The sequence below is a fragment of the Chryseobacterium sp. G0201 genome (assembly GCF_003815655.1).
In the GTDB taxonomy this organism is placed as follows: Bacteria; Bacteroidota; Bacteroidia; order Flavobacteriales; family Weeksellaceae; genus Chryseobacterium.
Genome location: NZ_CP033917.1, coordinates 3,351,510 through 3,375,689, shown reverse-complemented (window position 1 = coordinate 3,375,689; position 24,180 = coordinate 3,351,510). Strand labels below are relative to the sequence as shown.

Below are 24,180 nucleotides of genomic sequence, written 5' to 3'. Positions count from 1 at the left end.
CCTTACAGATAAATTTTGTAGGGCTTTTTTATTCAAAAAAAATTAATTTAAATTGATCAGAACCAATCTTTACGATCTTTTTGAGGAATAAATGTCCATGCTAATATTCTGCTTATTTTTTGCCCTTGAGCCATATCAATGGTTTTGAAATCTAAAGCTTTGACTTTCTTTAAAATAGAAGTTAGCTTATGTAAATTATCTTTTTTAGAAACCAAACACGTAAACCACAGAATTTGTGAGGAATATAGAGAACTTTCCTCGATCATTTTTGAGATGAAAGCCAATTCACCGCCTTCACACCACAGTTCAGACTGTTGTCCTCCAAAATTAAGGAGAGGTTTTTGAACTTTGGATTTGTTAATGTTTTTTGTTTTCCTAAGATTTCCTTTTAACGCCGATTCTTCAGAATCATGAAAAGGAGGATTGCACATAGAAAATGTGAATTTATCTTTTGGACCTAAAATATTTTTGAAGATAAAATGAGAATCAGACTGTTTTTTTAATTGAATAACAGATGATAAATCAGGATTGTGATCTAAAATCTGTTGTGCATTTTCCAAAGAATCTTTATTGATATCGGTTCCCAACATCTTCCATCCATAAGATCTGTTGGCAATTAAAGGATATACAAGATTGGCTCCTGTCCCAATATCCAAGCCTTTTATGGAAGTTCCGGTGGGAATTTCATTTTGTTTTTCGGCTAATAAATCTGCAACATAATGCACATAATCTGCTCTTCCCGGAATGGGCGGACAAAGATTTGAGTCAGGAATATCCCAATTCTGCACATTATAAAAATGTTTCAATAAAGCTTTATTAAGCAACTTTACCGCCTTTGGAATGCTGAAATTAATCGTTTCAGTTTGATAAGAATTAATAAAAACATACTGTTTCAGTTCTGGCACGCAGGAAATGAGCTCACCAAAATCATAAGGATCACGATGCTGATTTCTTGCGTGCAGACTGAGTTTTTCAGTAGTCATATTTACTTTTTCTGACTTAAAATATATTCTACCATTTTCTTGGCATCCTCTTTAGATACCTGTGGATGAGGTGACATCGGAACGCCTCCCCAAACTCCGCTTCCGCCTTCTATGATCTTGGAAGCCAGCAGTTCAATATCTTTTTCAGAATATTTTTCTGCTATTTCCTTGTAAGAAGGTCCTATCATTCTTTCATTCACACTGTGACACCCCGAACAATCCAACGTTTCGATGATCTGATCGCCCGAAAGATTGGTTTTTGCAGGTTCCGAAACGGTAGTTGTTTCAGAAGATGTGGCATCAACTGGAGTTTCTTTTTTAGAACAGGAAAGAATAAGTAAACTTACGCATCCTGTTAAAAATAATTTTTTCATTATTTTTTCGCTGTAGAATCTGTTTTAGCAGCTTCAGGAGCAGGTGTTGTTGCAGGAGTTACAGCGGGTGCAGCAGCAGGTTTAGCCGTAGAATCTACTACAGTTGTTGCTTCCGGCTCTTCAAGCATTGTGTTGCTGTCTTGTAAAGAATGGTCAGTTTTTTTAGAACAGTTTACTACAAATAAACTTCCGATAAATGCAATTGCTAATACTTTTTTCATTGTTTTCTAATTTAGAGCAAAAATATAAAAAATAACCTTTCAAGCTAATGACAAATCTCTACTTTAAAGATATTTCTTATGGATGATACTTTGAAAATGAAAAGCAACATTAAAAAAAATATCCACTTTTTTAAGATATTTATAGTAAATTTTGAATTAACTTATTGATTATTCTCTCATTTACCATCAATTAATAATAGAAAAATTATATATGATGACAATTTATCTCCAAGATAATATTAAATTTAAACTATGATAATCATTTCAAAAATTCTGTTTTTTGCGAGTCATCATGGTTTTTATACTGTGATCATTCTCTTTTTATTTTTTGGATTAGTCTCTTGGCTTACAAAAAAAGCATTATTTCTGATCCCAATAATTCCTTTGGCAATTTTAAATGGATTTGGCGGACAATTTCTAAACGCATGGTTTTTAAATAAATACGGAATTGAAAGTACGGCAATTATCACTTCCGATGTTGAAACAAATTCTACGTTAAATGAACAATATATTCATGATTATGAAGCTATTGTAAAAAAACAGGACGGAAAATACATTGATACTTTTTTCTCCACAACAACGGCAGCAATTTATCCTATAGAAAACGCAATAAGAATTCCGCAAGTGAATAAAACCTTTCCTGTAAAGTATATTCCCGGATACGAAAAGAATATTGTGATTCTTTATTATCAATCTGATGAAGGAAAAATGCAAAATAAATACGAAAAAGAAGCCCCAATACAAAAAGCTAAGATAAAATATGAAGCAGACCCAACAAATAAAGAATTCTTAGAAGAATACATTTTTGCTTTAGAATATTATCTAAAATCTTATGAAGACGAAAATTATAAAATTAAAATCGATGAATTAAAGAAAGAATTAAAACAACTAAAATAATAGCAACCATTTTAAGTTTTTTTATTTTCTCTTTTTTTGATTTTTGTATTAATTTTTTTTCTAAATTTGTCCCATGTTTAATATGAGCAACAATATTTGGTGGTGGCTTTCAAACTCTTCGTCGGGTCTGAAGTTATTATCATGTTGCTAAATCAACAGCCGAAATAATATACTACAATATATAAGACTTTGACGATTTTCGTTGAAGTCTTTTTTTATTTACAATCAATTCAAAAAAAATAAAACTGCAAATGTTTAACAAAAAAATAAAGATAAAAACCGTTTCCAAAAAAACGCTGGGAGATCTGAAAACACCCATGAATATTTATCTGCAGCTTCGTGATAAGTTCAGAGATACTATTCTTTTGGAAAGTTCGGATTCTAAGAATATTGACAATAACTTTTCATTTATAGCCATCAACGCTGTAGCTGGAATCGAAATCAAAAATCTTAACGAATTTGAAATAAAACTTCCGAAACAGGAACCCATCAAGCAATTCATTATAGAGCATAAAGTTGCTGACATTTTTGAAGATTTCACTAAAATTTTCGAATGCGAAAAAACAAATGATCCTGTTGAGCAAACTGCTCAAAGCCTTTTTGGATATACAAGTTTTGAAGCAGTACAGTTCTTTGAAAATGTTAATTTTAAAGCTCAAAGTCCTGAAGTTGAGATTCCAATTCTCCGTTACAGACTTTATCAATATGTTATTGCCATCAATCATTACAACGATGAAATGTACATTATTGAAAATCAGATTGAAGGCGTGAAATCCGAGCTTTATTTATTGGAAAGCATCATTAAAAATCAAAATTCTGTTGTTTATCCTTTCAAAAAAAACGGAGCAGAAACCTCAAATATTACTAATGAAGAATACCTTGAATTAGTAGAGACAGCCCAAAAGCACTGCATGCGAGGAGACGTTTTTCAATTGGTATTAAGCAGAAGATTTGAACAGAAATTTCAGGGAGATGAGTTCAACGTTTATCGCGCTTTAAGAAATATTAATCCTTCCCCTTACTTATTCTTTTTCGATTACGGAAACTACAAGTTATTCGGTTCAAGCCCTGAAAGTCAGTTAATTATTAAAAACAACAAAGCGATCATTCACCCAATTGCAGGAACATTCAAAAGAACTGGACATTTTGAAACTGATCTTCAATCCATTGAAGAATTAAAAGCTGATGCTAAAGAAAATGCAGAACACACAATGTTGGTAGATCTTGCAAGAAATGATCTGGGAAAACTAGGAAAAAATGTAACCGTTACCAAACTGAAAGAAATCCAGCTTTTCTCACACGTTATTCACATGGTAAGCGAAGTTACCGCGGATTTACCTGAAAATACAAATCCTTTTGAAATGGTTGCCACCACTTTCCCACAGGGAACTTTAAGCGGTGCCCCGAAACACAAAGCGCTACAATTAATCAATAAATATGAAAAAGATTCCCGTGGATATTACGGTGGCTGCATCGGAATGATCGGGTTGAATGGTGACTGTAATCAAGCCATCATGATCAGAACCTTTTTAAGCAAAAACAATACTTTATATTATCAGGCCGGAGCCGGATTGGTTGCAAAATCAAATCCACAAAGTGAATTGGAAGAAGTCAACAATAAACTGAACGCTCTGAAAAAAGCAGTTGAAAAAGCAAGTAATTTGGTGATAGATAATGGTTGATTGTTGTTAGTTAATACTACACGTAAAAACACAATATATAGAATACACAAATTTGGATGTTTGGATTGAATCAAGAAAGCTTACTAATCTAGTTTATGATTCAACTAAAAATTATCCTAAAGAAGAATTATTTGGACTAACAAATCAAATTAGGAGATGTGCCATTTCTGTTCCATCTAACATTGCTGAAGGCTGTGGAAGAAATACATCGAAAGAAACAATACATTTTCTTTTTATTGCAAGAGGTTCTTTATATGAATTGGAAACTCAGTTTTATTTATCATCAGACCAAAATTATTTAAACAACGAAAAATTTACAACGATCTTAAATCAAATAATCATTTGCAAAAAGTTGTTAAACGGATTTATTAATTATTACAGAAACAAATAAATGGAAAACACTATAAGACAATCAACAATAGACAATCAACCATCAACTAAGATATTAGTTTTCGACAATTACGACAGCTTTACTTACAACCTCGTTCAAATCATCGAAAGAGTTTTAGATCAAAAAGTTGATGTGGTTAGAAATGATCAAATTTCTTTGGAAGAAATCAATAAATATGATAAAATAATTCTGTCTCCAGGCCCGGGAATTCCTGAAGAAGCGGGAATTTTGTTGGAAGTTATTAAAAAATATGCTCCTACAAAAAGTATTTTAGGCGTTTGTCTTGGCCAACAGGCCATTGCAGAAGCTTTTGGAGGAAGCTTAATTAATCTTTCTGAGATTTTTCACGGTGTGGCAACCTCGGCAGAATTAGTGAAAAATGACACTAAACTTTTTAGAAATATCCCAAGTGGTTTAGCAGTCGGAAGATATCACAGTTGGGCTGTAGATCCCAAAAATTTCCCGCAGGAACTGGAAATTACCGCAGTAGACAAAGACGGAATGATCATGGCTTTACAACATAAAACTTATGATGTACATGGTGTTCAGTTCCACCCTGAAAGTATTTTAACTCCAGACGGAGAAGCAATAATTAAAAATTTTCTTTTAAATTGAAAACAATAGAATTTCCCTCAACCATAAAAATCCCACAAATGAAAGAAATCTTGGAATACCTGTTCAATCATCATACCTTATCAAAATCTGAAGCTAAGGCGATTATGATTGAGATCGCTCAAAATAAATTCAATGTGATTGAAGTAACTGCTTTTATCAGTGTTTTTCTGATGAGAAATATTACTTTGAAGGAGTTGGAAGGTTTCAGAGAAGCTTTGCTACAAATGGCAGCTACTGTAAATCTGGATGCCGATGACGCAATAGATATTGTTGGAACCGGAGGTGACGGTAAAAATACCATCAATATCTCAACACTAGCCAGTTTTGTAGTAGCCGGAGCTGGACAAAAAGTAACCAAACACGGAAATTACGGAGCATCAACTACCACAGGAGCATCAAATGTTATGGAGGAATTGGGTTATATCTTTAAAAATGACTCCGAAATGCTGAATAGAGATCTTGAAAGAGCCAATATCTGCTTTTTACATGCACCCTACTTTCATCCCGCATTACAATCTGTGGGAGCATTGAGAAGGTCTTTAGGTTTGAGAACATTTTTCAATTTGTTAGGTCCGTTGGTCAATCCTGCGAAGCCACAATTTTCAATGATCGGAGTTTACAATCTTGAAATTGCCCGAATTTACCAATATCTGTTACAAAAAGATGAGCGAGATTTCATTTTGGTTCATAGTTTAGACGGATATGATGAAATAAGTTTGACCCACGATACCAAAATTATCACTAAAAATGGAGAAGAAATCTATTCAACGGAAGATTTAGGTTTTGACTCCATCTCCCAAGAAAGTATAAAAGCTGGCGAAACAACGCAGGAATCTGCCAAGATTTTTAGAGATATTTTGGAAGGAAGAGGAACAAAACAGCAAAATTCTGTGATCTTAGCTAATGCTGCGGTTGCTTTACATCATACCAATAAATTCGGAAGTTATGACGACTGTCTTTTGTTGGCTCAGGAAAGCTTAGAAAGCGGAAAAGCATTGAAAAGCTTGGAGTTGTTGTTGGAGTAATTACTTTTAAATGCAAAATAATGACGATATTAGATAAAATAATAGAAAGGAAAAAGGAAGAAATTACAGCTTCAAAATCAAAAATTTCTATTGAAGAATTGAAGAATTCCGAGTTCTTTGGAAGAAGTACTGGTTCCTTAAAAGAATCTATAAAAAGTAAAAGCGGAGTTATTGCCGAGTTTAAAAGACAATCTCCTTCAAAAGGAATTATTAATGATCAGGTGTCATCTTTAGATGTTACTTCGGCTTATGAAAAATTTGAGGCGAGTGGAATTTCTATTTTGACGGATAAGGATTTTTTCGGTGGAAGTTTTGAAGATATTTTAAGTGTAAGAAATCACATCAACATTCCAATTTTACGAAAAGATTTCATGGTGGATGAATATCAGTTTTATGAAGCAAAAAGTATGGGAGCCGATGTTATTTTATTAATTGCGTCTTGTCTTTCAGTCAATCAGGTTCAGGAATTTACAGAGCTTTCTCATGAATTGGGTTTGGAAGTGTTATTGGAAATTCACACCGAAGAAGAATTGAAACATTTTAACTCAAAAATTGATTTGGTTGGAATTAACAACAGAAACTTAAAAGATTTTAAAGTCGATTTACAGCATTCTGTGAATTTAAAAAATCTACTCCCAAAAGATGCTTTATCCGTCGCAGAAAGCGGAATTTACAATATTGAAGATTTCAATTATTTAAAAGAAAAAGGGTTTGACGGATTTTTAATGGGCGAATATTTTATGAAAAATAAAAACCCCGCAAATACGTTTGAAGAATTTATAAAAACAGTTTCATGAAACTTAAAGTCTGCGGATTAACAAAATTGGATCAGATTCAGGAATTAATTTCCATGAATACAGACTTTCTTGGCTTTATATTTTATGAAAAATCACCGAGATATGTTTTGAATCATTTAAGTTTAGAAGATATTTCAAATGTTAACCATCGAGGAAAAGTTGGCGTTTTTGTAAATGAAAAGATTAGCAGAATAATTGAAATCGCACAAAAAGCAAATTTGAATTTTATACAGCTTCACGGCGATGAAAGCGAAAATTTTATTTCTGAATTAAAAGAAAAACTGAATTCTGAAATTGGGATCATAAAAGTTTTAAGGATTGGAAATGAGAAACCGGAAAGCGCAAGTAGCATTCAGGAAACGATCAACCACCAACTAAATACCAGCAACTATTTACTTTTTGATACAGACAGCAAAGCTTTCGGAGGAACAGGAAAACAGTTCGACTGGAATATTTTAAATCAAATTGAAATTCCACTTCCCTATTTTTTGAGCGGCGGAATTTCAGACGAAAATATAGATAATATTAAAATTTTAAATCAAAAACCCATTGCATTAGATATCAATTCAAAGTTTGAATTGAAAGCAGGGAATAAAGATTTAGATAAAATAAGCTTATTTAAAGCTAAAATGTAAAAAAACGGGATGATGAACATACATTTAATAAGAAAAAATTTCTATAAAAGATTATTTCCGCCAAAGTTTGAAAACGAAAGAGTTCAGGCTTTATATAATTTTGTGTCTAAAAATGATAATAATTTCGAGCATTGGGAACTCGATGGCTTATTAACTGATTTTATCAATATCATTAGACATTATGATGAAAAAGATACACAGCATTTTTTCGATACAATCAATTTATGGAACAGTTATTATCTTGTTATTATTTCCGATAAATTTTTAGATAATAGAGTTAAATCAAATGTTACCTATGATTTTGGAAACATTTATGCTAAGATTTTTTTACTGTATGAAAATTTTGACTCCTACTTTTTAATTGATAATCTGGAGATTGCAATTACCATGTACAACTCAAAATTAGATAAGACCACCTTATTTGATTTGATCAGCAAAATCAATTTATTACATTATAAAAAACTCATAACCAAGCAACAATATAATTACAATATTGAATTTATTAAAAAGCTAACGGATGAAATATCAAGTTAAAAAGCCAGATGAATTAACTGAAAACGAAATAGAAATTATATTGAATCTTTGGGATATTTCAGATTGGGATTCTATGGAACCTTCATATTTCCGATCTTTTTTTAAAGATTCAGAATTTCATTTTCTTATTGATTCAGAGGAAAAAATATTGGCTTTGATGCGCCTTAACTTTGATTTCATTTTACAGATTTCAGACAAAAAATATCATTTTGCAGAAGCAGTTGGATTGGTTTCTGGGCAAAAGAAAAAAGGTCATGGCAAAGAATTGATTAAATATATCATTCATAATATTACCGAAAGAAATCTGGAAACTATTGGTTTTTGCATGTCTGAATTAAGACCTTTCTATGACAAATGTGACATCAGTATTTTGCATAAAGCTAAATTAATCAAAGAAAAAAGCGGCTCCGAATGGGTGTCATCCGATGATGACGATATTTTGATTTTCAATTTATCTGAAGAGAAAAAAGAACTTTTAAATCAGTTAAGTTCTGAAAAGAATGCTTATTTAATACAATAAAAAGAAGAAGAAATGGACTATAAAAATCCTGATAAAAATGGATATTACGGAGAATTTGGAGGTGCTTTTATCCCCGAAATGCTCTATCCGAATGTTGAAGAATTACAAAAAAACTACCTTGAAATCATAGAATCAGAAAATTTTCAGACTGAATATCAAGATCTTTTGAAAAACTATGTAGGACGTGCTACTCCATTGTATTTTGCGAAAAATTTAAGTCAGAAATACAATACCAAAATCTATCTTAAAAGAGAAGATCTCAATCATACCGGAGCTCATAAAATTAACAATGCTTTAGGGCAGGTTTTATTGGCAAAACGTCTCGGGAAAAATAGAATTATTGCTGAAACCGGAGCCGGTCAACACGGCGTTGCAACCGCTACGGCTTGTGCTTTACTAGGTTTGGAATGTATCGTTTACATGGGTGAAATCGATATTCAAAGACAAGCTCCGAATGTTGCCAGAATGAAAATGCTGGGTGCAGAAGTTATTCCGGCAACTTCAGGTTCAAAAACTTTAAAAGATGCTGTAAACGAAGCATTAAGAGACTGGATCAACAATTCAACAACGACTCATTATGTGATCGGAAGCGTGGTTGGACCGCATCCTTTTCCTGATTTGGTGGCAAGATTTCAAAGCATTATTTCAAAGGAAATCAGAGAACAGCTTAACGAACAAATCGGCAGACAAAATCCCGATTATGTAATTGCATGTGTTGGCGGCGGAAGCAATGCAGCAGGAACTTTTTACCATTTTGTGAATGAAGAAAATGTGAAAATTATCGCCGCAGAAGCCGGAGGTTTAGGAGTCAATTCAGGAAAGTCGGCAGCGACAACTTTTCTCGGAACTTTAGGCGTTTTGCATGGTAGCAAAAGTTTGGTGATGCAAACGGAGGATGGACAGGTCATCGAGCCCCACTCAATTTCCGCAGGATTAGATTACCCGGGAATCGGGCCTTTCCATGCGCATTTATTCAAAGAAAACCGTGCTGAGTTTTTCAGTATCAATGATGATGAAGCCTTAAAATGTGCTTTTGAACTGACAAAATTAGAAGGCATCATTCCCGCTTTGGAAAGTGCCCACGCTTTGGCCGTTTTAGACAAGAAGAAATTCAACGAAAATGACATTGTTGTCATCTGTTTAAGTGGTCGCGGCGACAAGGATATGGAGACGTATTTGAAGAATTTATAAATTCATTTTGGCGATAAATTCCGTCTTCCACTCCCGCTTTTTTACTTCGTAAAAAGAGCTCCGTTCAAGCCGGATCGCATGGTAGGATTCAAAACAACTTTTTGTCAATTCAAATAACTTTCAGGAAGAAAAATTTTAACTTAAAAACTTATTTTTCTTTAATTTTTTAAACAATTTAAATGAAAAAACTAAACATATATTTCACAGCAGGAATTCCGCAACTGGAAGATACCGCTGATATTATACAACTTATTCAAAATGCCGGAGCAGATATGATGGAGATCGGAATGCCTTATTCTGATCCTGTTGCAGACGGACCCGTTATTCAAAAAGCTCATGAACTGGCGTTGAAAAATGGAATGACGATCGAAAAACTTTTATCACAGTTAAAATCGATCAAAAATGAAATTCGAATTCCTGTAATTTTAATGGGATATATCAATCCTGTTTTAAGTTTTGGATTTGAAAATTTCTGTAAAGAATGCTCAGAAAGTGGTGTTTCTGGATTAATTATTCCGGATCTTCCGCCTATTGAATTCGAAAAAAAATACCATAAAATTTTAGAAAAATACAATCTGAATTTCACGTTTTTAGTAACTCCTGAAACTTCTGACGAAAGAATTCTTTATCTGGATTCTTTAAGTTCAGGATTTTTATATGCGGTAAGTTCCTCATCTACAACAGGAAATGAAAATGCTGTATTGAAAAATGAAGATTATCTTTCAAAATTAGCTTCTCTTCCTTTGAAAAATCCTGTCATGATTGGTTTTGGAATAAAATCAAAGCAAGATTTTGAAAACGTCACTGAAAAAGCCGATGGCGGAATTATCGGGACTGCTTTCGTGAATATTCTTTTGCAAAATAAAGATTGGAAGATAAATGCCATAGATTTTATTAATTCCATAAAAGGTTAAAATTCACTAAATTTGTATGTCAAAAAATGATATGAAATCACGATTCCCTATCATTAAAAGAAAACAGACATCGACAGCATGAATACACATCAAAATAAAGTAGTAGAATTTGAAGATCTTGGCGTAAAAGAATATCAACCCTCTTGGGATTATCAGGAAAAGCTGATGAAAGATATTATTGATACCAAAATAAAAAACCGCGATCTACCTACTGAACAACATATCACCACTTCCAATCACTTTCTTTTGGTGGAACATCCACATGTCTACACTTTAGGAAAAAGCGGACATGAAGAAAACATGCTGGCCGGAATAGATCAGTTAAAGGAAATCGATGCTACTTTCGTAAAAGTTAACCGTGGCGGCGATATTACGTATCATGGTTACGGACAAATCGTTGGCTACCCTATTTTAGACCTTGAAAATTTCTTTACGGATATTCACAAATACATGCGAAATCTTGAAGAAGTAATCATCAGAACAATCAATGAATACGGTTTGAAAGGTGAGCGTTCTCCCGGAGAAACAGGCGTTTGGCTGGATGTTGGAAAACCTTACGCAAGAAAGATTTGTGCAATGGGTGTAAAAGCTTCCCGTTGGGTGACTTTACATGGTTTTGCCTTGAATATCAATACTGATATGCGCTATTTTGAATACATTGTTCCTTGCGGTATCAAAGACAAACAGGTAACTTCTTTAAAAAGAGAACTTGAAAGAGAATTGACCCCCGAAGAAATGGAAGATATTAAAGGTAAGATCAGAAAGCATTTTGCAGATGTTTTTGAAGCGGAATTAAAATTCAAAAAATAATATTTAAACCCATTCTTACAATGGGTTTTATTTTTGTCTAAACATGTTAGGCTTATACTTTTTCTGCATCAACATTAGTTCTATATATATTATAGATTTTATCAAAAATATATTTATTAAAATTAAATTGTATACAATTTAATTTTGTTATACCTTTGTGACAGAAATTTAAAATAAGAACAAACAATGTCATTAATAGAAGATTTAAACTGGAGACATGCAGTAAAAGCATATGATCCATCAAAAAAAGTATCACAGGAAGATTTATATAAAATTTTAGAAGCGGCGAGATTGGCTCCTACTTCATCAGGACTTCAGCCCTTCCGCATTATCGTTGTAGAAAATCAGGAATTGAAAGAAAAGATGGTACAAGGTGCATTAAACCCTGAAGTAATGAGAGACAGTTCTCATGTTTTGGTATTTGCCGCTTGGGACAGTTATTCTAACGAAAAAATTGATAAAGTTTACGATCATCATACAGATGTAAGAGATCTGCCAAAAGGACGTTTCAACAGCTATACCGATATGCTGAAAAAATTGTACGGAGCTCAGACTCCTGCAGAACACTTTGCGCATACAGCCCGTCAAACCTACATTTCTTTAGGATTAGCGATGGCTCAGGCTGCTGAGTTGAAAATTGACAGTACACCTGCAGAAGGATTCAGTAATGAAGTTGTTGATGAAATTCTTAACCTTAAAGAATTAGGACTAAAAAGTGTAAGCCTTTTATATCTTGGTTACAGAGATGCCGAAAAAGACTGGCTTTCTACAATGAAGAAAGTGAGAGTTCCGATGGAGGAATTTATCATTAAAAAATAATATTTTATCAATCAAATCACTTAGCCTTATGGAAAATTTAAAGCAGTTAAAATTAGAAAACCAGATTTGTTTTCCATTGTATGCGATTGCAAAAGAAATTACGGGATTATACCGACCTTTTCTTGATGAGATAGACATTACTTACCCTCAATATCTCGTGATGATGGTGCTTTGGGAGAATGACGGACTTCCCGTGAGCCATATTGGAGATAAATTATTCCTCGACAGCGGTACTCTTACTCCTCTGCTGAAAAGGCTTGAGGCAAAAGGATTTATCGCAAGAAAAAGAAAAAAAGAAGATGAAAGAGTTGTAGAAGCTTTTCTTACAGAACTTGGAAAAGGGCTACAACAAAAGGCTTGTGAAATTCCAAGTAAAATTCAGGAAAAAATAGGGGTTGAACCGGAAGATCTGATACAACTTAAAGAAAGCATCCAAAAAATATTAAACAAAATAGAAAAATAAATGAAAACATTATATACAACAAAAGTTACTGCTAAAGGTGGCAGAAACGGACAAGTAAAAAGCGAAAACGGAGTTCTAGATCTTGAAGTTAAAATGCCGAAAGCTTTAGGTGGGGCAAACGATGATTTTGCCAATCCAGAAATGCTTTTTGCAGCAGGATATTCAGCGTGTTTTGACAGTGCATTGAACAGAATTATCAGTTTAACTAAAACAAAAACCGGTGAAACAACTGTTACGGCTCAAGTAAGCATCGGACAGATCGAAAACGGAGGTTTCGGACTGGCTGTAGAATTAGACGTTAATATTCCGGGAGTAACGATTGAAGAAGCTCAATCATTAACGGATCAGGCTCATCAGATCTGCCCATATTCTAATGCAACAAGAAATAATATTGAAATAAAACTTTCAGTTACCAATAACTAAGTTTTAATCTTTTAATTATAAATAAAATCTGTTTCTTTTCGAAGCAGATTTTTTTTGTTTTTAAATATAAAAGAGAAAATAAAACTAATATTAAGTTGAAAATATTTAATTTTATAGAGCTTTTAAACAAAAATTAAAAAAACAAATAACCTGAAACAATTAAACATTTAGATAAATGAAAGAAAATGAATTTGCTCAATTAAGCGATCAGGAATTATTAGCAAAAAAGAAACAACTAAAATCCAGCAATATAATAAATGCTGTAATTATTGGCGTATTAATAGGAGTTGTAATTTACAGCGTCATAAAAAATGGTTTCGGATTTGTCACATTTTTGCCATTACTTTTCGTTTACTTCATCGTAAAAAACCAAAATGAGAGCAAAGAACTTGAAAAGGAAATTAAATCCTGAAATTTGAAATAAGAATTAAATATTAAACTATACAATTAAAAATATAATTATTATCTCGTCATCGAATCACTTTTCTTATAAGCATCAACCGGTTTATAAGAATTATTTTTCTCTTCTTCCTTTTTATCTGATATTAAAATTCCGAAAAGATGGTCTATTTCATGCTGGAAAATCACTGCTGTAAAACCTTCCACAATTTCTGAATATTTCTGTCCTTTCAGATCAACATATTCTAATTGAATCACTTTACTTCTGTAAAACTGATCTCTAAATTCAGGAATCGACAAGTCACCTTCCGGGCCAAGATTCTGCAATTCCGATCTCCAAACGATCATAGGATTAATAAAATATTCCAACGGTTCATCTTGTTTATCAAAACGCTGAACCCAGATTATTTTTCGATTGATTCCTATTTGAGGCGCGGCAATTCCTACTCCACCGTCAGTTGAAAGTAACGATTCTTTCATTCTTTTAACCAAAGTTGCGGTGTTGGGATCTTTGGGATCAATTTCTGTAGAAAGACTTAACAAAGTTTTATGTTGATCAGAATCCGTGGTCTGATAAATTGGTAAAGCAGAATTTTTATCCCCTTGATTAATAATGGAAATTTCGGTTGAAGTTAATTTCTGAGCATTCATTAAACCGATGAAAAGTATGAATAGAAAGGATAGTTTTTTCATTTTTGAATAATATAAAACAAATATAGCTAATGTCTTTCAAACACAGCGTTTGTTATTCTGACGAAGGAATAATCTATATTCCTAAAGTAGATTCTTCACTCCATTTCATTCAGAATGACAAACATTATGCATAAAAAGCGTGCTAAAGCCCGCTTTTATTGATTAAAACACTATATTTTAAAAAGTCTTCGTCATATCACCCGGAATAATCAGATTAAAATTCGTTGGTATATAATCTTTCTCAGGAACTTTCAATTCAGGATCTTCGGAGTCAAAAACAGAGATTACTGCCATTTTCAGGTTTAGATTTTTCTGTTTGATATACCAATAAATTCCGCCAAATTCTTTGCTGTGATAATTTCCGTTGTAATGGATAAAGGTCTTTCCGGACTGAATATTTTTTAGAATAGATTCAGCCATTGTAGCGTCTTTTGTTGCCTGTGCCGAAATGAAATTCATCACTTTCATCTCTTCTGCATGATCACCCATCATTTTTTTCATTTCTGGGTAACCCGGAGTGTCCAATGTTACTTTGATCGGCAATTGAGCGATGTACATTTTCTCTTTAGCTGTAAGATTATTTAACGATTCCAAGCCTTCTTTTGAAGTTTGAGAAGCATATCTTCTTGGAATATTCGTGGCAATAAAATTCAACTTTTTATCTTTCGCAAAGTCAACCAACGGTTTGTAATCTGTTGCGTAGTTATTCCATAAACGCGCTGAATCTTTCAATGCTTTAGCATCAAATTTTCCGTTTAAATATTGATTTAATTGAGATTGGTTATCTCTTTCAAACATCTCAGCCCCTAAAATAAGCTGACCTTTTTTATATTGATATAATGCTTTAGTAATCTTTAATTGCAGCCAGTGATTGATCGAACTGTTATGATTTTCACCAAAGAAAACAACATCGTATTCAGCCAGCTCTTTAACTAACTTATCAGTATTGATTTCTTTTCCTTTTTGATCATAAAATTGATAGGCTTTGAAGTTTTGAGCATTGATAATACTGAAGCTTATCAAAAATATAGCTATGAAAATATTTTTCATTTTTATTTAAATTTAATGAATTTTTTTTAGACACTAATGTCACGAATTGTTTTCACAAATATCACAAATAATATTAAACATAACTTTAAAATTAGTGTGATTAGTAAGGAAATATTTGTGTTAATTGTGTTTAAATGAAACAAAAAGCCGCCTTGAAAATTCCAAAACGGCCTTAAAAAAATCATCTAATTATTATTTTTCTAATTCTGCTACAAGGTCTTTCCACTCTTGTAATTCAGGAATTCCTGGTTTTCTTTTTCCGAAGAACTGAACGATAAAATCGCCTTCTTTGTTGAAGACCTCAATTGCTGTAACTTCACCGTCTTCAGTTGGTTTTTTAACGATCCAAGCTTCTGCGATTTTCGTTACATCAAGGTGTAAATTAAAATCAGGATCCATTACGTTGAACCATTGTTGATGCCAAAGTGTTTTCTTAACGTCTCCTGTATGAATCTGGATAATTCCTCTGTTTCCAACGAAAACCATGATCGGAAGACCGTTTTCAGAAGCATCTTCAAGAACTGTTACCACTTTTGCACTGTCAATTTTTTTAGCATATCCTTCAGGAGCCAATCTCAACGCCTGAGTTCTGCTCACTCCGAATTTTCGTGTCATCATGAAGAAATCGTGAGTATCTTTTAATTCTGTCCATGCTTTTTTGAAACCTTCAGCATCAATTTCAGAATCAGCTTTTTCGGGAGCTTTTGGAGCAACTGCTTCAAACTCTAATACTTGATTTTGATCTTCAGCTTTGAATTTTTCAACGATAGCATCGAAAGCTTCTGCATTACTGTCTTTTGTCAAATAAATTTTGTGTAAAGCCAATCCGTCTTTTCCGAAGAACTGAAGACTTTTTTTGTCACCTTCTACCACTCCGAAAGCGAATTTCCAGTGATTAAGGAAAATTCTTAAATCGATATCCTCACCTACAAAAAGTTGAGCGTGAGGACTGCTGAAATCTCCATTAAGATAAGTCCCTTTTCTCTCGTGAACGCACTCTTCGTTACGCGTAAGAGCCATTACTTTTCCTAATTTTTCTGCTTCAGTTAAAATATCTTTAAATTCCGGCTTTAAAACGGTTACGCCTTCGCCAATGTTTGTTGCTAATAATTCAGCTTCGCTTACGCCCAGCTCTACGGCAGCATTTCTTATTCTTAAATGTGGGTTTTCAGCTTTCAGAGCGTCCCATTTTCCTTTTAGATCGTTTACTAATGTGCTCATTTATTTTATTTTTTTATGGTTAAAACTGTATAATTTCTCGTTATTGTTTCGTTTCCTGTTTTGCTTTTCACTTCTTCTTCTTTTTCAGAGATTTTCATTCTTTTAAAATGACTTTTGGAAACCGTTTCTTCCATTTCATCCGTATTATACAATGTAAAATCGAATTGTGTGAAAGGTAATTTTTCCATGAAATCTCTCTGTCCGAAAGTGAGAACAAAAGTTCCTTTATCTTTCAGAACTCTGTAAATATCATTTAAAAACTCAACAGGTTTTTTCCAGAAATAGACGGTATTCACGGTAAATATTTTATCGAAAATCTCATCTTCAAAAGGAATTTTTTCACCTTCGTACAATACAAAATCGGCCTGATCTTTAAATTCTTTATTTAAATTTATAGCTTCATTTTGCATTGTTTCAGAAATATCGATTCCTGTATATTTTAAATTATTAGCAACATTTAAAATACTTTTCAGGTGTCCTGCATTTCCGTGGCCTATTTCAAGGATGTGTTCATCGTCTTCTATCAAAAGCATTTTGATACTTTCTAATGTCATTCCGATGTTGGTGGCATTCATCATTTCACCGATCTCTTTGCCTTTTTCTCCCTGTGGATTGGCAAGATTTTTAGCCAGAATTTTTAGTTCATCTTTTTCCATGGTTATCCAAAAATGATCATTGGGTTATTGGTAATCGGGTGATCGCAAATAGTACATGGGAAATTGTATGCTTCACTGATATTTTTTGCAGTGAAAACTTCCTCCGGTGTTCCGTATGCTGCTACCCTTCCTGATTTCATTAATAATATTTTGTCTGCATATTGTGCTGCAAGATTTAAATCATGAAGAACAACAATGGCAGAATTAGCCTTTTGAGTGAATTTTTTAATTATTTCTAAAGCTTTATATTGATGTTTTACATCTAAATTATTCAATGGTTCGTCTAAGAAAAGTAATTTGTGGGCAATTTCATTTTGCAGTTGCGCCAATACTCTTGACAGATGAACACGTTGTTTTTCCCCGCCTGATAAAGTGTTGTACTCCCTGTCTTTCAAATGAAAAACATCTGTTTCATACAGCATATTATTCATTGCTTCAAGATCCTCTTTTCTTGGCTGTGCATCGAAATACGGGTAACGTCCCATCATGACAACGTCTTTCACTTCCAAAGGAATGTCATTGCTGTTGTGCTGAGAAAATTTGGCTTTATGCTTCGATAATTCTTTAATATCCCAAGCCGTAATCGGTTTATCTTTAAATAAAATATTTTGCTTACCAGATTTTACTTCATTCGCCAAAACACTTAATAAACTTGACTTTCCGGCTCCATTAGGACCAACAATTGCCAAGAACTCCCCATATTCCAAAGAGACGTCGACGCCCTCCAGAATATGGAATTCTTTATGTTTATAATTAATTTGGTTTGCTTTAATCATTACATTGATTTTTTGAATTTAACCAAAATTGCAATAAAAATCGGACCTCCCATTAATGCCGTCAAAATACCGATCGGCAGTTCTGAAGGCTCAACAATACTTCTGCTGAAAGTATCTGCCGTCAACAGCAAAATACTTCCGAAAATGGCTGACAGCGGCAAAATGAAAGCGTAATTTGATTTAAATAAAAGTCTTAAAATATAAGGTACAATAAGACCTACAAAACCAATCGTTCCTGAAAATGCAACGCAGCTTCCGACCATTAATGCAGTCATGATAATGATCTGTTTCTTTAATCTTTCAACGTTAATTCCTAAATGCTGTGCATCTTTTTCACCTAACATCATCGCATTTAATGCTTTTCCTTTTGGAATTAAAATGATGTAGGAAATGATTAAAACTACTGTCAAAATAATATTCTTCGTCCATGTTGCAGCGGCTAAACTCCCTAAATTCCAGAACGTTAAATCTCTTAATTGGTCGTCTTTTGAAATATAGATCAAAAAACCTGTAATCGAAAAGCCGATTGCTGTGATCGCAACCCCGGTCAACAACATCATGACAACATTTGTCTTTCCTCCGCTTGTCGAAATCCTGTACACCAGCATCATTGATAAAAAAGCTCCTATAAAAGCCGAAATTCCCACCAGTGAAAATTGTACAGCTTCAGGAAGATATTGTTTGAAATGCCCTCCTAAAACGATAGCAATTGCAGCAAGCAATGTCGCACCCGAAGTTAATCCTATCAAATCACCCGTCGCCAAAGGATTTTTAAACAATCCCTGCAATCCCGTTCCCGAAACTGCGAGCATACTTCCGATAAGAATCGCCATGATAATTCTGGCAGCTCTTACGTCCCAAACTACATATTTATCACTTAATGATAAACCCGAATCTCCTTGTATTACTTTTCCTAAAACTTCAAACGCGGATTTACCTCCAAAGTCGTAAACCCCTGTATTAAGTGACCATACTGCTATGATAACCAGCAGTATGGTACTTATAGTAAGATAAAAGTATAATTTACTTTGTGTTTTCAATTAATAATTTGTTTAATCCAACAGCAGCCTCTCCTAATCTTGGTCCGAAACCTGAAACCAGGCCTCCATCCATAGCAATAATCTTCTTGTTTTTACCCGCATTTGTTTGAGAAACACCAGGCATTTTCAATGCACCTTCGTTTCCTCCGGCACCTTGTAAACCGCTTGAGAAGAAGAATAATACATCTGGATTAGCTTTAACAACCGCTTCCGGAGTTAATGGTTTGAAATCTTCGAAATCTTTCACCGCATTTTCACCACCTGCAAAACCTATCAATGCATCCATTGGAGTTTTTGTACCTGAAACCATCAACATATTTCCTCTTGCGTAGATGAACAATACTTTTGGTTTTTTAGCGATAGGCTGAACTTGTTTTAAATCAGCATCGATTTTATCGTTTAATTTTTGATAATCTGTGTTACCGATTGCTTTTGCAACCTCAGCGATCAATTTTTTAGTTCCGTCAACTGTAAATTCTTGTTTAAAAACTTCAGCTTTGATTCCTGAAGACTTGATTTTACCCATTAAATCTGGGTTAATATCTTTATCTGAAGCTAAAATTAATGTTGGAGAAACCGCCATGATCGGCTCAATCGTCATTGATCTTACGTGACCTAGATCTTTAGCCGTAGCCTTTAAAGATTCCGGGTAAGTACTTGTAACATCAGTTCCTACGATTTCTTTTTCGTGACCCAGAGCGCTTACGATTTCAGTAATTCCTCCATTAAGAGTAACAATTTTATGAGTAGATTTTGGAGTTTCAGAACTTACTTCCGTAGAATTTTCTTTTTTAGCACCTTCTTCTTTTTTGCAAGAATACACTGCAACAAGCACAGAAGCTGCAAGAATGAATTTTTTCATGATATACTATTATTTGATTTATTTTATAAGGGTTTGTATTCGAATTGCGGGAAACCACGTTCACCAGTTTTACTATCGGTTAATCTTGTAAATCTCAATTTAAAGTAATACCCATCTGTATCTTTAATAACATAGAAACGATCACCATACACTTCTAATCCGTTTGTACCAACAGGGTTTCTCCAATTTGATCCTATTATTCTCTGATCGTTATAAATAAATTTAGACTGATCGATATTTGAAGATTTGAAATTATTGTAAGCTTCTACACCTGACCCCGAAGTAACTACTACCTCATATGCTCCAACTCCACCTACATTATTGTGAGTTACAAAATCTGCATAGATATAACTTCCTGCACCTGTAATAATGTTAGTAAATACAGTAAAACAGATATCCCACTTCTTTTTTTCCGGCTGAATAAATACTTCTTTATTATTCTTTAAACTCACAAAATTATAATTGTAAGCTGCATTTTTTGCAATAATCAATTCCTTATGAGTCGTTGCGCCTACTTCTGCATATTTTACTTTGTAGCCGTCTCCGGATCTTACAACCTGAACTTTCATCCAGCCTCTGCTGTCACCACCTGTTGAAACAGAGCCTATCGGAACGGCACCTGTGAAAATTTCTTTTCCCATGTTTACTAAGTAGATAGCATTTTCAGAATCGACAGCCTTTACATCTTCGATCGCTGTATAATCTGTAGGGAAATTACCTTTAACATTATCAATATAAATTTCGTTCGCAGGATTGAAATTCGCAACCTGAACCTGAGTCTTCAAAGTAGCCACACTAGCTTCTGTAACCTGATCGATATTGGTAGCACTCGGGATTTTTCCTGCAGCAATCATAATTGATGAATTCAAAACTACTTTGAAATTGCTTCCTGAATAAAATGCAAGATCCCAATCTGTTCTTTTTGTAAGAACTTCTTTTCCTTCACTCAGATCAAACCAAACCTGATTCGGCTCTGTAGCACCACCTACTAGCGGACTTACAATTGAACCCTCTATCGGAGACACTGCAACAGGATCTTCATTATCATTAATGCAAGACTGTGAAATAAAAGATGCTCCTATCAAAAGACCAAATAGTATTTTTTTCATTTTAAAATTTTAAAAATTATAATTTAATCGTGCGAAATAACTTCTTCCATACAAAAGGTTTTGATCATTTGCACCTGCATTATGTGCATTACCACTGATCACCGAGTTTCTTACAGTTGACACATCGAAAATATTTTTAATACCTAAGCTTAATTCTAAATGATTATTAAAGAAAGGCTGTGTTACAGTAAAATTCATCATATTAAAATCTCCTACCTCACCTAAAATAAATTTCGGATCAGCTGCAAGATTGGATGAAGCTTCCTGAACATATTGTTTTCTGACTCCAGTATATTTGTAATAAAGGGCAAATAATGTTTTTGTTTTGGCTAAAGTATAGTTTGCAGATAAATTTGCTTCTGTATAAAAATTGTAATCATTTGGAGATACAATGTCGCCGGCATTTAGAACCTGAGAAATTCCCATTACCGAAACTCCTGCATTTAGAGATAATTGATCTTTTTTAGCAGTAATTCCTCCTCCAAATAACAGAGATCTGTATTTATCTATATTTAAATAAGTATATCTTAAAGGACTGTTGCTGATGATCACCTCCTCGATTCTGTCCTTCACATCAAGATACATTCCCGATGCACTGAAATTGAAATTCCAAGAATTTGCCGTTGTCGTTTTATAATCCCAGAATACACCTAGAGAATATCCTGTTTCGGGCTTTAAATTTTCGTTCCCTCTGATGTCGTGGTTGTTGTCAACTACATAAGTGTAAAGTTCCTCATAAGTCGGAAATCTGTTTGAAGAACCAAAAACAACACGAAGATCAGAATTTGCAGTAGTATTGAATCTTGTAGTTAATGAATAATTGTACTGGCTGTCGAATTTATCACTTAAAGCTAATCTTACTCCCGGACGTAATGAGAACCAATTATTAACTCTCCATTCCGCTGAAACGAAATTTGCATAATTAAAAATCGCTCTGTTTACATTGTCAAGATTTGTATTCCCTGCGAAAACCGAGTTATTAGCAAAACCGCTAGTCCTGTCTAATTCGTAACCAACCTGAAAGTTTATTTTATCGCTATCAAGGAAATTACTGAACATCCCTCTTGAATAAAGCACTTTAGAATCAAAATAAGTAGATTTGTCTGCTCTGGAAATCTCCTGTCTGTTTGGGACATCATAAATATAATCCTGAGACTTTCTTTCTTGGGTCTGGTAAGAGAAATCCCCGTTATAGTTGATTCTTGACCCTAATTTCGTCTGAATATTAAACTGATGAATCCATCTGTTTGTAAAATAATCTTTGTCTTTAGAAATATACGTTCTGTTTCCTCCACCTAAAGGTAAATCTTCTATTAATTGATTGTAGAAATTTACTTCTTCGTTCAGATAATTGACCTTATAATAGAAAGTTGTATTATTTTTAGCGTAACGTATCGCTGCGTTGGCTGTGACTTGATCTTTTGGTAACCATTCATAACCTCTGTTTCCGTCGTTTCCTTCTGTGAAATATTTGTACCCGTTATATTTACCCTTATATCCCTGGAAATCATTATGATTAATATCTGCTGTGATGGTCCAGTTTTCGGATAATTTATATCCTAAGTTTAAAGATTGAACATGTCGTCCATTTCCTTTTTTGAACCAATCGTAATCTTTTCCTATCGTTTCTTCCTGTAAAGAAAGGGTAGCATTGAATTTTTTAGAATAATTTTTCTTGGTAATAATGTTAATAACACCTGCAACAGCATTATTCCCGTATTCTACACCCATTGCACCTTTCACGATCTCGATACGTTCAATATTATTTACATTGATTTTACTAAGATCTACCTGGTTTCCCATTCCTCTGTCGTTTACAACCGGAATGTTATCAATAAGTACTTTTGTGTAAGCGCCGCTAAGCCCCATGATACTGGCATTAGAATCTCCACTTCCGCTACTTGGCTCAATTAATATATTAAGATTTTGATTTAAAACTTCTGCTGCAGTTGTAACTGCCATATTTTTAATCTGTTCAGCATCAATAACCTCAACTTTATAGATAGATTTATTAATAGATTGCTGCATGTATTGTCCGGTAATGACAACTTCTTCTATTTTTTTCTGATTAAGAGAATCTTTTTCCTGTGCGCTCATCCAAAAAACAGTGGATAAAGACAGTATAGAAAGCACTTTCTTCTTCATAGATGCAAAATTTTCGACAAATATAGGGCTTTATTTAGAACAATTAAAAATAATTTATTACTTTTGTAGAATAATTCTAAATAAAGATAACGTTATGAAATTAAGACTACTTTTTGGAACTTTAATGCTTACGGCTATGACAGCTAATGCACAAGTAGCTACTATTAATGAGAACTTTGACGGGTTTACTGCAGGAAGTACAACTTTCCCTCAAAACGGATGGACAGCTGTTATAGCGCCAAATCCTCTGCCATTTCCTCCCGGACCACTAATGATCGTTACCAATGCAACTGATAAAGCAGTTCAGGCATATTCTGGAAACAACACAAGTGCACCTTCATATTTGATCGCTCCACAGATCGTTGCTCCAACAGGAAACAAAACGTTAACTTTTGTTGCTGCAAAAGCTACAGGATCAGGAGGTAACGGAACTCTTGAAGTAGGTTTGGCATCAAGCCCAACAGATATGACAACATTTGTATCTTTAGGAACTCCAATTTCATTAACAAGTGAAACGTATCAGAACGTAACAGTTCCTGTTCCTGCATCTTCTTCTACATATATTGTTTTTAAATTTACTCCAACTGCTGCTCACACAGCACTTCAAATCGATAATGTAGTTTACAACACCGCTTCTACTCTAGCTGTTTCTGATGCTGCAAAATCTAAAGAAGAAATCAAATTCGCTGTAAACGCTGAAAACACTGCTTTACAGTTTGTAACTAAGAAAGATCCTAAAAATATTCAGGTTTATTCTGCCGGAAGCCAAAAAGTAGCTGAAGGTAAATTAAAAGGACAAACATTCGATATCAGCGCTCTTCAAACAGGCGTTTACTATATCATTATTGAAACTGCAGAAGGTTCAGTAGTGAAATCAAAATTTATTAAAAAGTAAGATTTATTAGACTAACTTACATTTAAAATGGCTGATTTAT

Annotated in this window: 29 protein-coding genes; 17 read left to right on the top strand and 12 right to left on the bottom strand. The window is 33.7% G+C overall.

Annotated features, from left to right (window positions below):
• Positions 1-56: 56 nt before the first annotated feature.
• From rlmF to EG348_RS15210, 3 genes are read right to left on the bottom strand one after another with little or no spacing between them, the layout of a single operon-like run.
• Positions 57-983 (bottom strand): 23S rRNA (adenine(1618)-N(6))-methyltransferase RlmF, encoded by a 927-nt coding sequence (rlmF, locus tag EG348_RS15220; protein WP_123983847.1) that lies wholly within the window; start codon positions 981-983, stop codon positions 57-59.
• Positions 984-985: 2 nt separating this feature from the next.
• On the bottom strand, positions 986-1,357 hold the full coding sequence (locus EG348_RS15215; RefSeq protein ID WP_123983846.1) for a c-type cytochrome: 372 nt from the start codon (positions 1,355-1,357) through the stop codon (positions 986-988).
• Positions 1,357-1,578, bottom strand: coding sequence for a hypothetical protein (locus tag EG348_RS15210; RefSeq protein WP_123983845.1), 222 nt, complete (start codon positions 1,576-1,578; stop codon positions 1,357-1,359). Before EG348_RS15210 ends, EG348_RS15215 begins: the two co-directional genes overlap by 1 nt.
• A 252-nt stretch (positions 1,579-1,830) precedes the next feature.
• On the opposite strand from EG348_RS15210, the gene EG348_RS15205 reads away from it, so the two are divergent.
• The 16 genes from EG348_RS15205 to EG348_RS15130 all read left to right on the top strand — a co-directional run bounded on the left by EG348_RS15205 (position 1,831) and on the right by EG348_RS15130 (position 13,706).
• On the top strand, positions 1,831-2,475 hold the full coding sequence (locus EG348_RS15205) for a hypothetical protein (protein WP_123983844.1): 645 nt from the start codon (positions 1,831-1,833) through the stop codon (positions 2,473-2,475).
• A 251-nt stretch (positions 2,476-2,726) separates the two neighbouring features.
• Positions 2,727-4,157 carry an anthranilate synthase component I family protein gene (locus EG348_RS15200; protein WP_123983843.1) on the top strand — a complete coding sequence of 477 codons (1,431 nt, stop codon included), beginning with the start codon at positions 2,727-2,729 and terminating at the stop codon, positions 4,155-4,157.
• Between the two features lie 52 nt (positions 4,158-4,209).
• Entirely contained in the window at positions 4,210-4,548 is a 339-nt protein-coding gene (locus EG348_RS15195) for a four helix bundle protein (RefSeq protein WP_262696683.1), read from the top strand.
• Positions 4,549-5,163 carry an anthranilate synthase component II gene (locus tag EG348_RS15190; protein WP_123983841.1) on the top strand — a complete coding sequence of 205 codons (615 nt, stop codon included), beginning with the start codon at positions 4,549-4,551 and terminating at the stop codon, positions 5,161-5,163.
• A gap of 38 nt (positions 5,164-5,201) precedes the next feature.
• Positions 5,202-6,188, top strand: coding sequence for an anthranilate phosphoribosyltransferase (gene trpD / locus EG348_RS15185; RefSeq protein ID WP_123983840.1), 987 nt, complete (start codon positions 5,202-5,204; stop codon positions 6,186-6,188).
• Positions 6,189-6,208: 20 nt separating this feature from the next.
• Positions 6,209-6,985 carry an indole-3-glycerol phosphate synthase TrpC gene (gene trpC, locus EG348_RS15180; protein ID WP_123983839.1) on the top strand — a complete coding sequence of 259 codons (777 nt, stop codon included), beginning with the start codon at positions 6,209-6,211 and terminating at the stop codon, positions 6,983-6,985.
• The gene (locus EG348_RS15175) at positions 6,982-7,620 is read left to right on the top strand and encodes a phosphoribosylanthranilate isomerase (protein ID WP_123983838.1); all 639 of its coding nucleotides are present in this window, start codon (positions 6,982-6,984) and stop codon (positions 7,618-7,620) included. The genes trpC and EG348_RS15175 overlap by 4 nt, the downstream gene beginning before the upstream one ends.
• Positions 7,621-7,629: 9 nt before the next feature.
• Complete coding sequence (locus EG348_RS15170) at positions 7,630-8,154, top strand: hypothetical protein (protein ID WP_123983837.1); 525 nt, start codon at positions 7,630-7,632, stop codon at positions 8,152-8,154.
• Positions 8,138-8,674 (top strand): hypothetical protein, encoded by a 537-nt coding sequence (locus EG348_RS15165; protein WP_123983836.1) that lies wholly within the window; start codon positions 8,138-8,140, stop codon positions 8,672-8,674. The genes EG348_RS15170 and EG348_RS15165 overlap by 17 nt, the downstream gene beginning before the upstream one ends.
• Before the next feature lie 12 nt (positions 8,675-8,686).
• Entirely contained in the window at positions 8,687-9,865 is a 1,179-nt protein-coding gene (gene trpB, locus EG348_RS15160; protein ID WP_123983835.1) for a tryptophan synthase subunit beta, read from the top strand.
• A 179-nt stretch (positions 9,866-10,044) separates the two neighbouring features.
• Entirely contained in the window at positions 10,045-10,779 is a 735-nt protein-coding gene (gene trpA, locus EG348_RS15155; protein WP_123983834.1) for a tryptophan synthase subunit alpha, read from the top strand.
• Positions 10,780-10,857: 78 nt separating this feature from the next.
• Positions 10,858-11,589 (top strand): lipoyl(octanoyl) transferase LipB, encoded by a 732-nt coding sequence (lipB, locus tag EG348_RS15150; protein WP_123983833.1) that lies wholly within the window; start codon positions 10,858-10,860, stop codon positions 11,587-11,589.
• 186 nt (positions 11,590-11,775) lie between these two features.
• Positions 11,776-12,408 (top strand): NAD(P)H-dependent oxidoreductase, encoded by a 633-nt coding sequence (locus EG348_RS15145; protein WP_123983832.1) that lies wholly within the window; start codon positions 11,776-11,778, stop codon positions 12,406-12,408.
• A gap of 28 nt (positions 12,409-12,436) precedes the next feature.
• Positions 12,437-12,871, top strand: coding sequence for a MarR family winged helix-turn-helix transcriptional regulator (locus tag EG348_RS15140; protein ID WP_123983831.1), 435 nt, complete (start codon positions 12,437-12,439; stop codon positions 12,869-12,871).
• Positions 12,872-13,294 (top strand): organic hydroperoxide resistance protein, encoded by a 423-nt coding sequence (locus EG348_RS15135; RefSeq protein WP_123983830.1) that lies wholly within the window; start codon positions 12,872-12,874, stop codon positions 13,292-13,294.
• Positions 13,295-13,469: 175 nt separating this feature from the next.
• Positions 13,470-13,706 carry an FUSC family protein gene (locus EG348_RS15130; RefSeq protein WP_123983829.1) on the top strand — a complete coding sequence of 79 codons (237 nt, stop codon included), beginning with the start codon at positions 13,470-13,472 and terminating at the stop codon, positions 13,704-13,706.
• A 50-nt stretch (positions 13,707-13,756) separates the two neighbouring features.
• On the opposite strand, the gene EG348_RS15125 is transcribed toward EG348_RS15130, so the two are convergent.
• The 9 genes from EG348_RS15125 to EG348_RS15085 form a co-directional block, all read right to left on the bottom strand.
• Positions 13,757-14,386, bottom strand: a complete 630-nt coding sequence (locus tag EG348_RS15125) for a peptide deformylase (protein WP_123983828.1) — start codon at positions 14,384-14,386, stop codon at positions 13,757-13,759.
• A 177-nt stretch (positions 14,387-14,563) separates the two neighbouring features.
• Positions 14,564-15,436, bottom strand: coding sequence for a ChaN family lipoprotein (locus EG348_RS15120; protein WP_123983827.1), 873 nt, complete (start codon positions 15,434-15,436; stop codon positions 14,564-14,566).
• Between the two features lie 192 nt (positions 15,437-15,628).
• Positions 15,629-16,657 carry a hemin-degrading factor gene (locus EG348_RS15115; RefSeq protein ID WP_123983826.1) on the bottom strand — a complete coding sequence of 343 codons (1,029 nt, stop codon included), beginning with the start codon at positions 16,655-16,657 and terminating at the stop codon, positions 15,629-15,631.
• Positions 16,658-16,662: 5 nt separating this feature from the next.
• A complete protein-coding gene (locus tag EG348_RS15110) occupies positions 16,663-17,313 on the bottom strand; it encodes a class I SAM-dependent methyltransferase (RefSeq protein ID WP_123983825.1) in 651 nt (216 codons plus the stop codon).
• A 2-nt stretch (positions 17,314-17,315) separates the two neighbouring features.
• Positions 17,316-18,089, bottom strand: coding sequence for a heme ABC transporter ATP-binding protein (locus EG348_RS15105; RefSeq protein WP_123983824.1), 774 nt, complete (start codon positions 18,087-18,089; stop codon positions 17,316-17,318).
• The gene (locus tag EG348_RS15100) at positions 18,089-19,129 is read right to left on the bottom strand and encodes a FecCD family ABC transporter permease (protein WP_123983823.1); all 1,041 of its coding nucleotides are present in this window, start codon (positions 19,127-19,129) and stop codon (positions 18,089-18,091) included. The genes EG348_RS15105 and EG348_RS15100 overlap by 1 nt, the downstream gene beginning before the upstream one ends.
• Positions 19,113-19,991, bottom strand: coding sequence for a hemin ABC transporter substrate-binding protein (locus EG348_RS15095; protein ID WP_123983822.1), 879 nt, complete (start codon positions 19,989-19,991; stop codon positions 19,113-19,115). Before EG348_RS15095 ends, EG348_RS15100 begins: the two co-directional genes overlap by 17 nt.
• Before the next feature lie 23 nt (positions 19,992-20,014).
• A complete protein-coding gene (locus tag EG348_RS15090) occupies positions 20,015-21,100 on the bottom strand; it encodes an HmuY family protein (RefSeq protein WP_123983821.1) in 1,086 nt (361 codons plus the stop codon).
• A gap of 9 nt (positions 21,101-21,109) precedes the next feature.
• Entirely contained in the window at positions 21,110-23,245 is a 2,136-nt protein-coding gene (locus EG348_RS15085) for a TonB-dependent receptor plug domain-containing protein (RefSeq protein ID WP_123983820.1), read from the bottom strand.
• Positions 23,246-23,339: 94 nt separating this feature from the next.
• Between EG348_RS15085 and EG348_RS15080 the strand changes: the two genes are divergently transcribed.
• On the top strand, positions 23,340-24,140 hold the full coding sequence (locus tag EG348_RS15080; RefSeq protein ID WP_123983819.1) for a T9SS-dependent choice-of-anchor J family protein: 801 nt from the start codon (positions 23,340-23,342) through the stop codon (positions 24,138-24,140).
• Positions 24,141-24,180 lie beyond the last annotated feature (40 nt).

What these genes read in the sequence shown, in the direction of transcription:
- rlmF (WP_123983847.1), bottom strand. Translation starts at nt 983, where the DNA reads ATGACTACTGAAAAACTCAGTCTGCACGCAAGAAATCAGCATCGTGAT.
- EG348_RS15215 (WP_123983846.1), bottom strand. Translation starts at nt 1,357, where the DNA reads ATGAAAAAATTATTTTTAACAGGATGCGTAAGTTTACTTATTCTTTCC.
- EG348_RS15210 (WP_123983845.1), bottom strand. Translation starts at nt 1,578, where the DNA reads ATGAAAAAAGTATTAGCAATTGCATTTATCGGAAGTTTATTTGTAGTA.
- EG348_RS15205 (WP_123983844.1), top strand. Translation starts at nt 1,831, where the DNA reads ATGATAATCATTTCAAAAATTCTGTTTTTTGCGAGTCATCATGGTTTT.
- EG348_RS15200 (WP_123983843.1), top strand. Translation starts at nt 2,727, where the DNA reads ATGTTTAACAAAAAAATAAAGATAAAAACCGTTTCCAAAAAAACGCTG.
- EG348_RS15190 (WP_123983841.1), top strand. Translation starts at nt 4,549, where the DNA reads ATGGAAAACACTATAAGACAATCAACAATAGACAATCAACCATCAACT.
- trpD (WP_123983840.1), top strand. Translation starts at nt 5,202, where the DNA reads ATGAAAGAAATCTTGGAATACCTGTTCAATCATCATACCTTATCAAAA.
- trpC (WP_123983839.1), top strand. Translation starts at nt 6,209, where the DNA reads ATGACGATATTAGATAAAATAATAGAAAGGAAAAAGGAAGAAATTACA.
- EG348_RS15175 (WP_123983838.1), top strand. Translation starts at nt 6,982, where the DNA reads ATGAAACTTAAAGTCTGCGGATTAACAAAATTGGATCAGATTCAGGAA.
- EG348_RS15170 (WP_123983837.1), top strand. Translation starts at nt 7,630, where the DNA reads ATGATGAACATACATTTAATAAGAAAAAATTTCTATAAAAGATTATTT.
- EG348_RS15165 (WP_123983836.1), top strand. Translation starts at nt 8,138, where the DNA reads ATGAAATATCAAGTTAAAAAGCCAGATGAATTAACTGAAAACGAAATA.
- trpB (WP_123983835.1), top strand. Translation starts at nt 8,687, where the DNA reads ATGGACTATAAAAATCCTGATAAAAATGGATATTACGGAGAATTTGGA.
- trpA (WP_123983834.1), top strand. Translation starts at nt 10,045, where the DNA reads ATGAAAAAACTAAACATATATTTCACAGCAGGAATTCCGCAACTGGAA.
- lipB (WP_123983833.1), top strand. Translation starts at nt 10,858, where the DNA reads ATGAATACACATCAAAATAAAGTAGTAGAATTTGAAGATCTTGGCGTA.
- EG348_RS15145 (WP_123983832.1), top strand. Translation starts at nt 11,776, where the DNA reads ATGTCATTAATAGAAGATTTAAACTGGAGACATGCAGTAAAAGCATAT.
- EG348_RS15140 (WP_123983831.1), top strand. Translation starts at nt 12,437, where the DNA reads ATGGAAAATTTAAAGCAGTTAAAATTAGAAAACCAGATTTGTTTTCCA.
- EG348_RS15135 (WP_123983830.1), top strand. Translation starts at nt 12,872, where the DNA reads ATGAAAACATTATATACAACAAAAGTTACTGCTAAAGGTGGCAGAAAC.
- EG348_RS15130 (WP_123983829.1), top strand. Translation starts at nt 13,470, where the DNA reads ATGAAAGAAAATGAATTTGCTCAATTAAGCGATCAGGAATTATTAGCA.
- EG348_RS15125 (WP_123983828.1), bottom strand. Translation starts at nt 14,386, where the DNA reads ATGAAAAAACTATCCTTTCTATTCATACTTTTCATCGGTTTAATGAAT.
- EG348_RS15120 (WP_123983827.1), bottom strand. Translation starts at nt 15,436, where the DNA reads ATGAAAAATATTTTCATAGCTATATTTTTGATAAGCTTCAGTATTATC.
- EG348_RS15115 (WP_123983826.1), bottom strand. Translation starts at nt 16,657, where the DNA reads ATGAGCACATTAGTAAACGATCTAAAAGGAAAATGGGACGCTCTGAAA.
- EG348_RS15110 (WP_123983825.1), bottom strand. Translation starts at nt 17,313, where the DNA reads ATGGAAAAAGATGAACTAAAAATTCTGGCTAAAAATCTTGCCAATCCA.
- EG348_RS15105 (WP_123983824.1), bottom strand. Translation starts at nt 18,089, where the DNA reads ATGATTAAAGCAAACCAAATTAATTATAAACATAAAGAATTCCATATT.
- EG348_RS15095 (WP_123983822.1), bottom strand. Translation starts at nt 19,991, where the DNA reads ATGAAAAAATTCATTCTTGCAGCTTCTGTGCTTGTTGCAGTGTATTCT.
- EG348_RS15090 (WP_123983821.1), bottom strand. Translation starts at nt 21,100, where the DNA reads ATGAAAAAAATACTATTTGGTCTTTTGATAGGAGCATCTTTTATTTCA.
- EG348_RS15085 (WP_123983820.1), bottom strand. Translation starts at nt 23,245, where the DNA reads ATGAAGAAGAAAGTGCTTTCTATACTGTCTTTATCCACTGTTTTTTGG.
- EG348_RS15080 (WP_123983819.1), top strand. Translation starts at nt 23,340, where the DNA reads ATGAAATTAAGACTACTTTTTGGAACTTTAATGCTTACGGCTATGACA.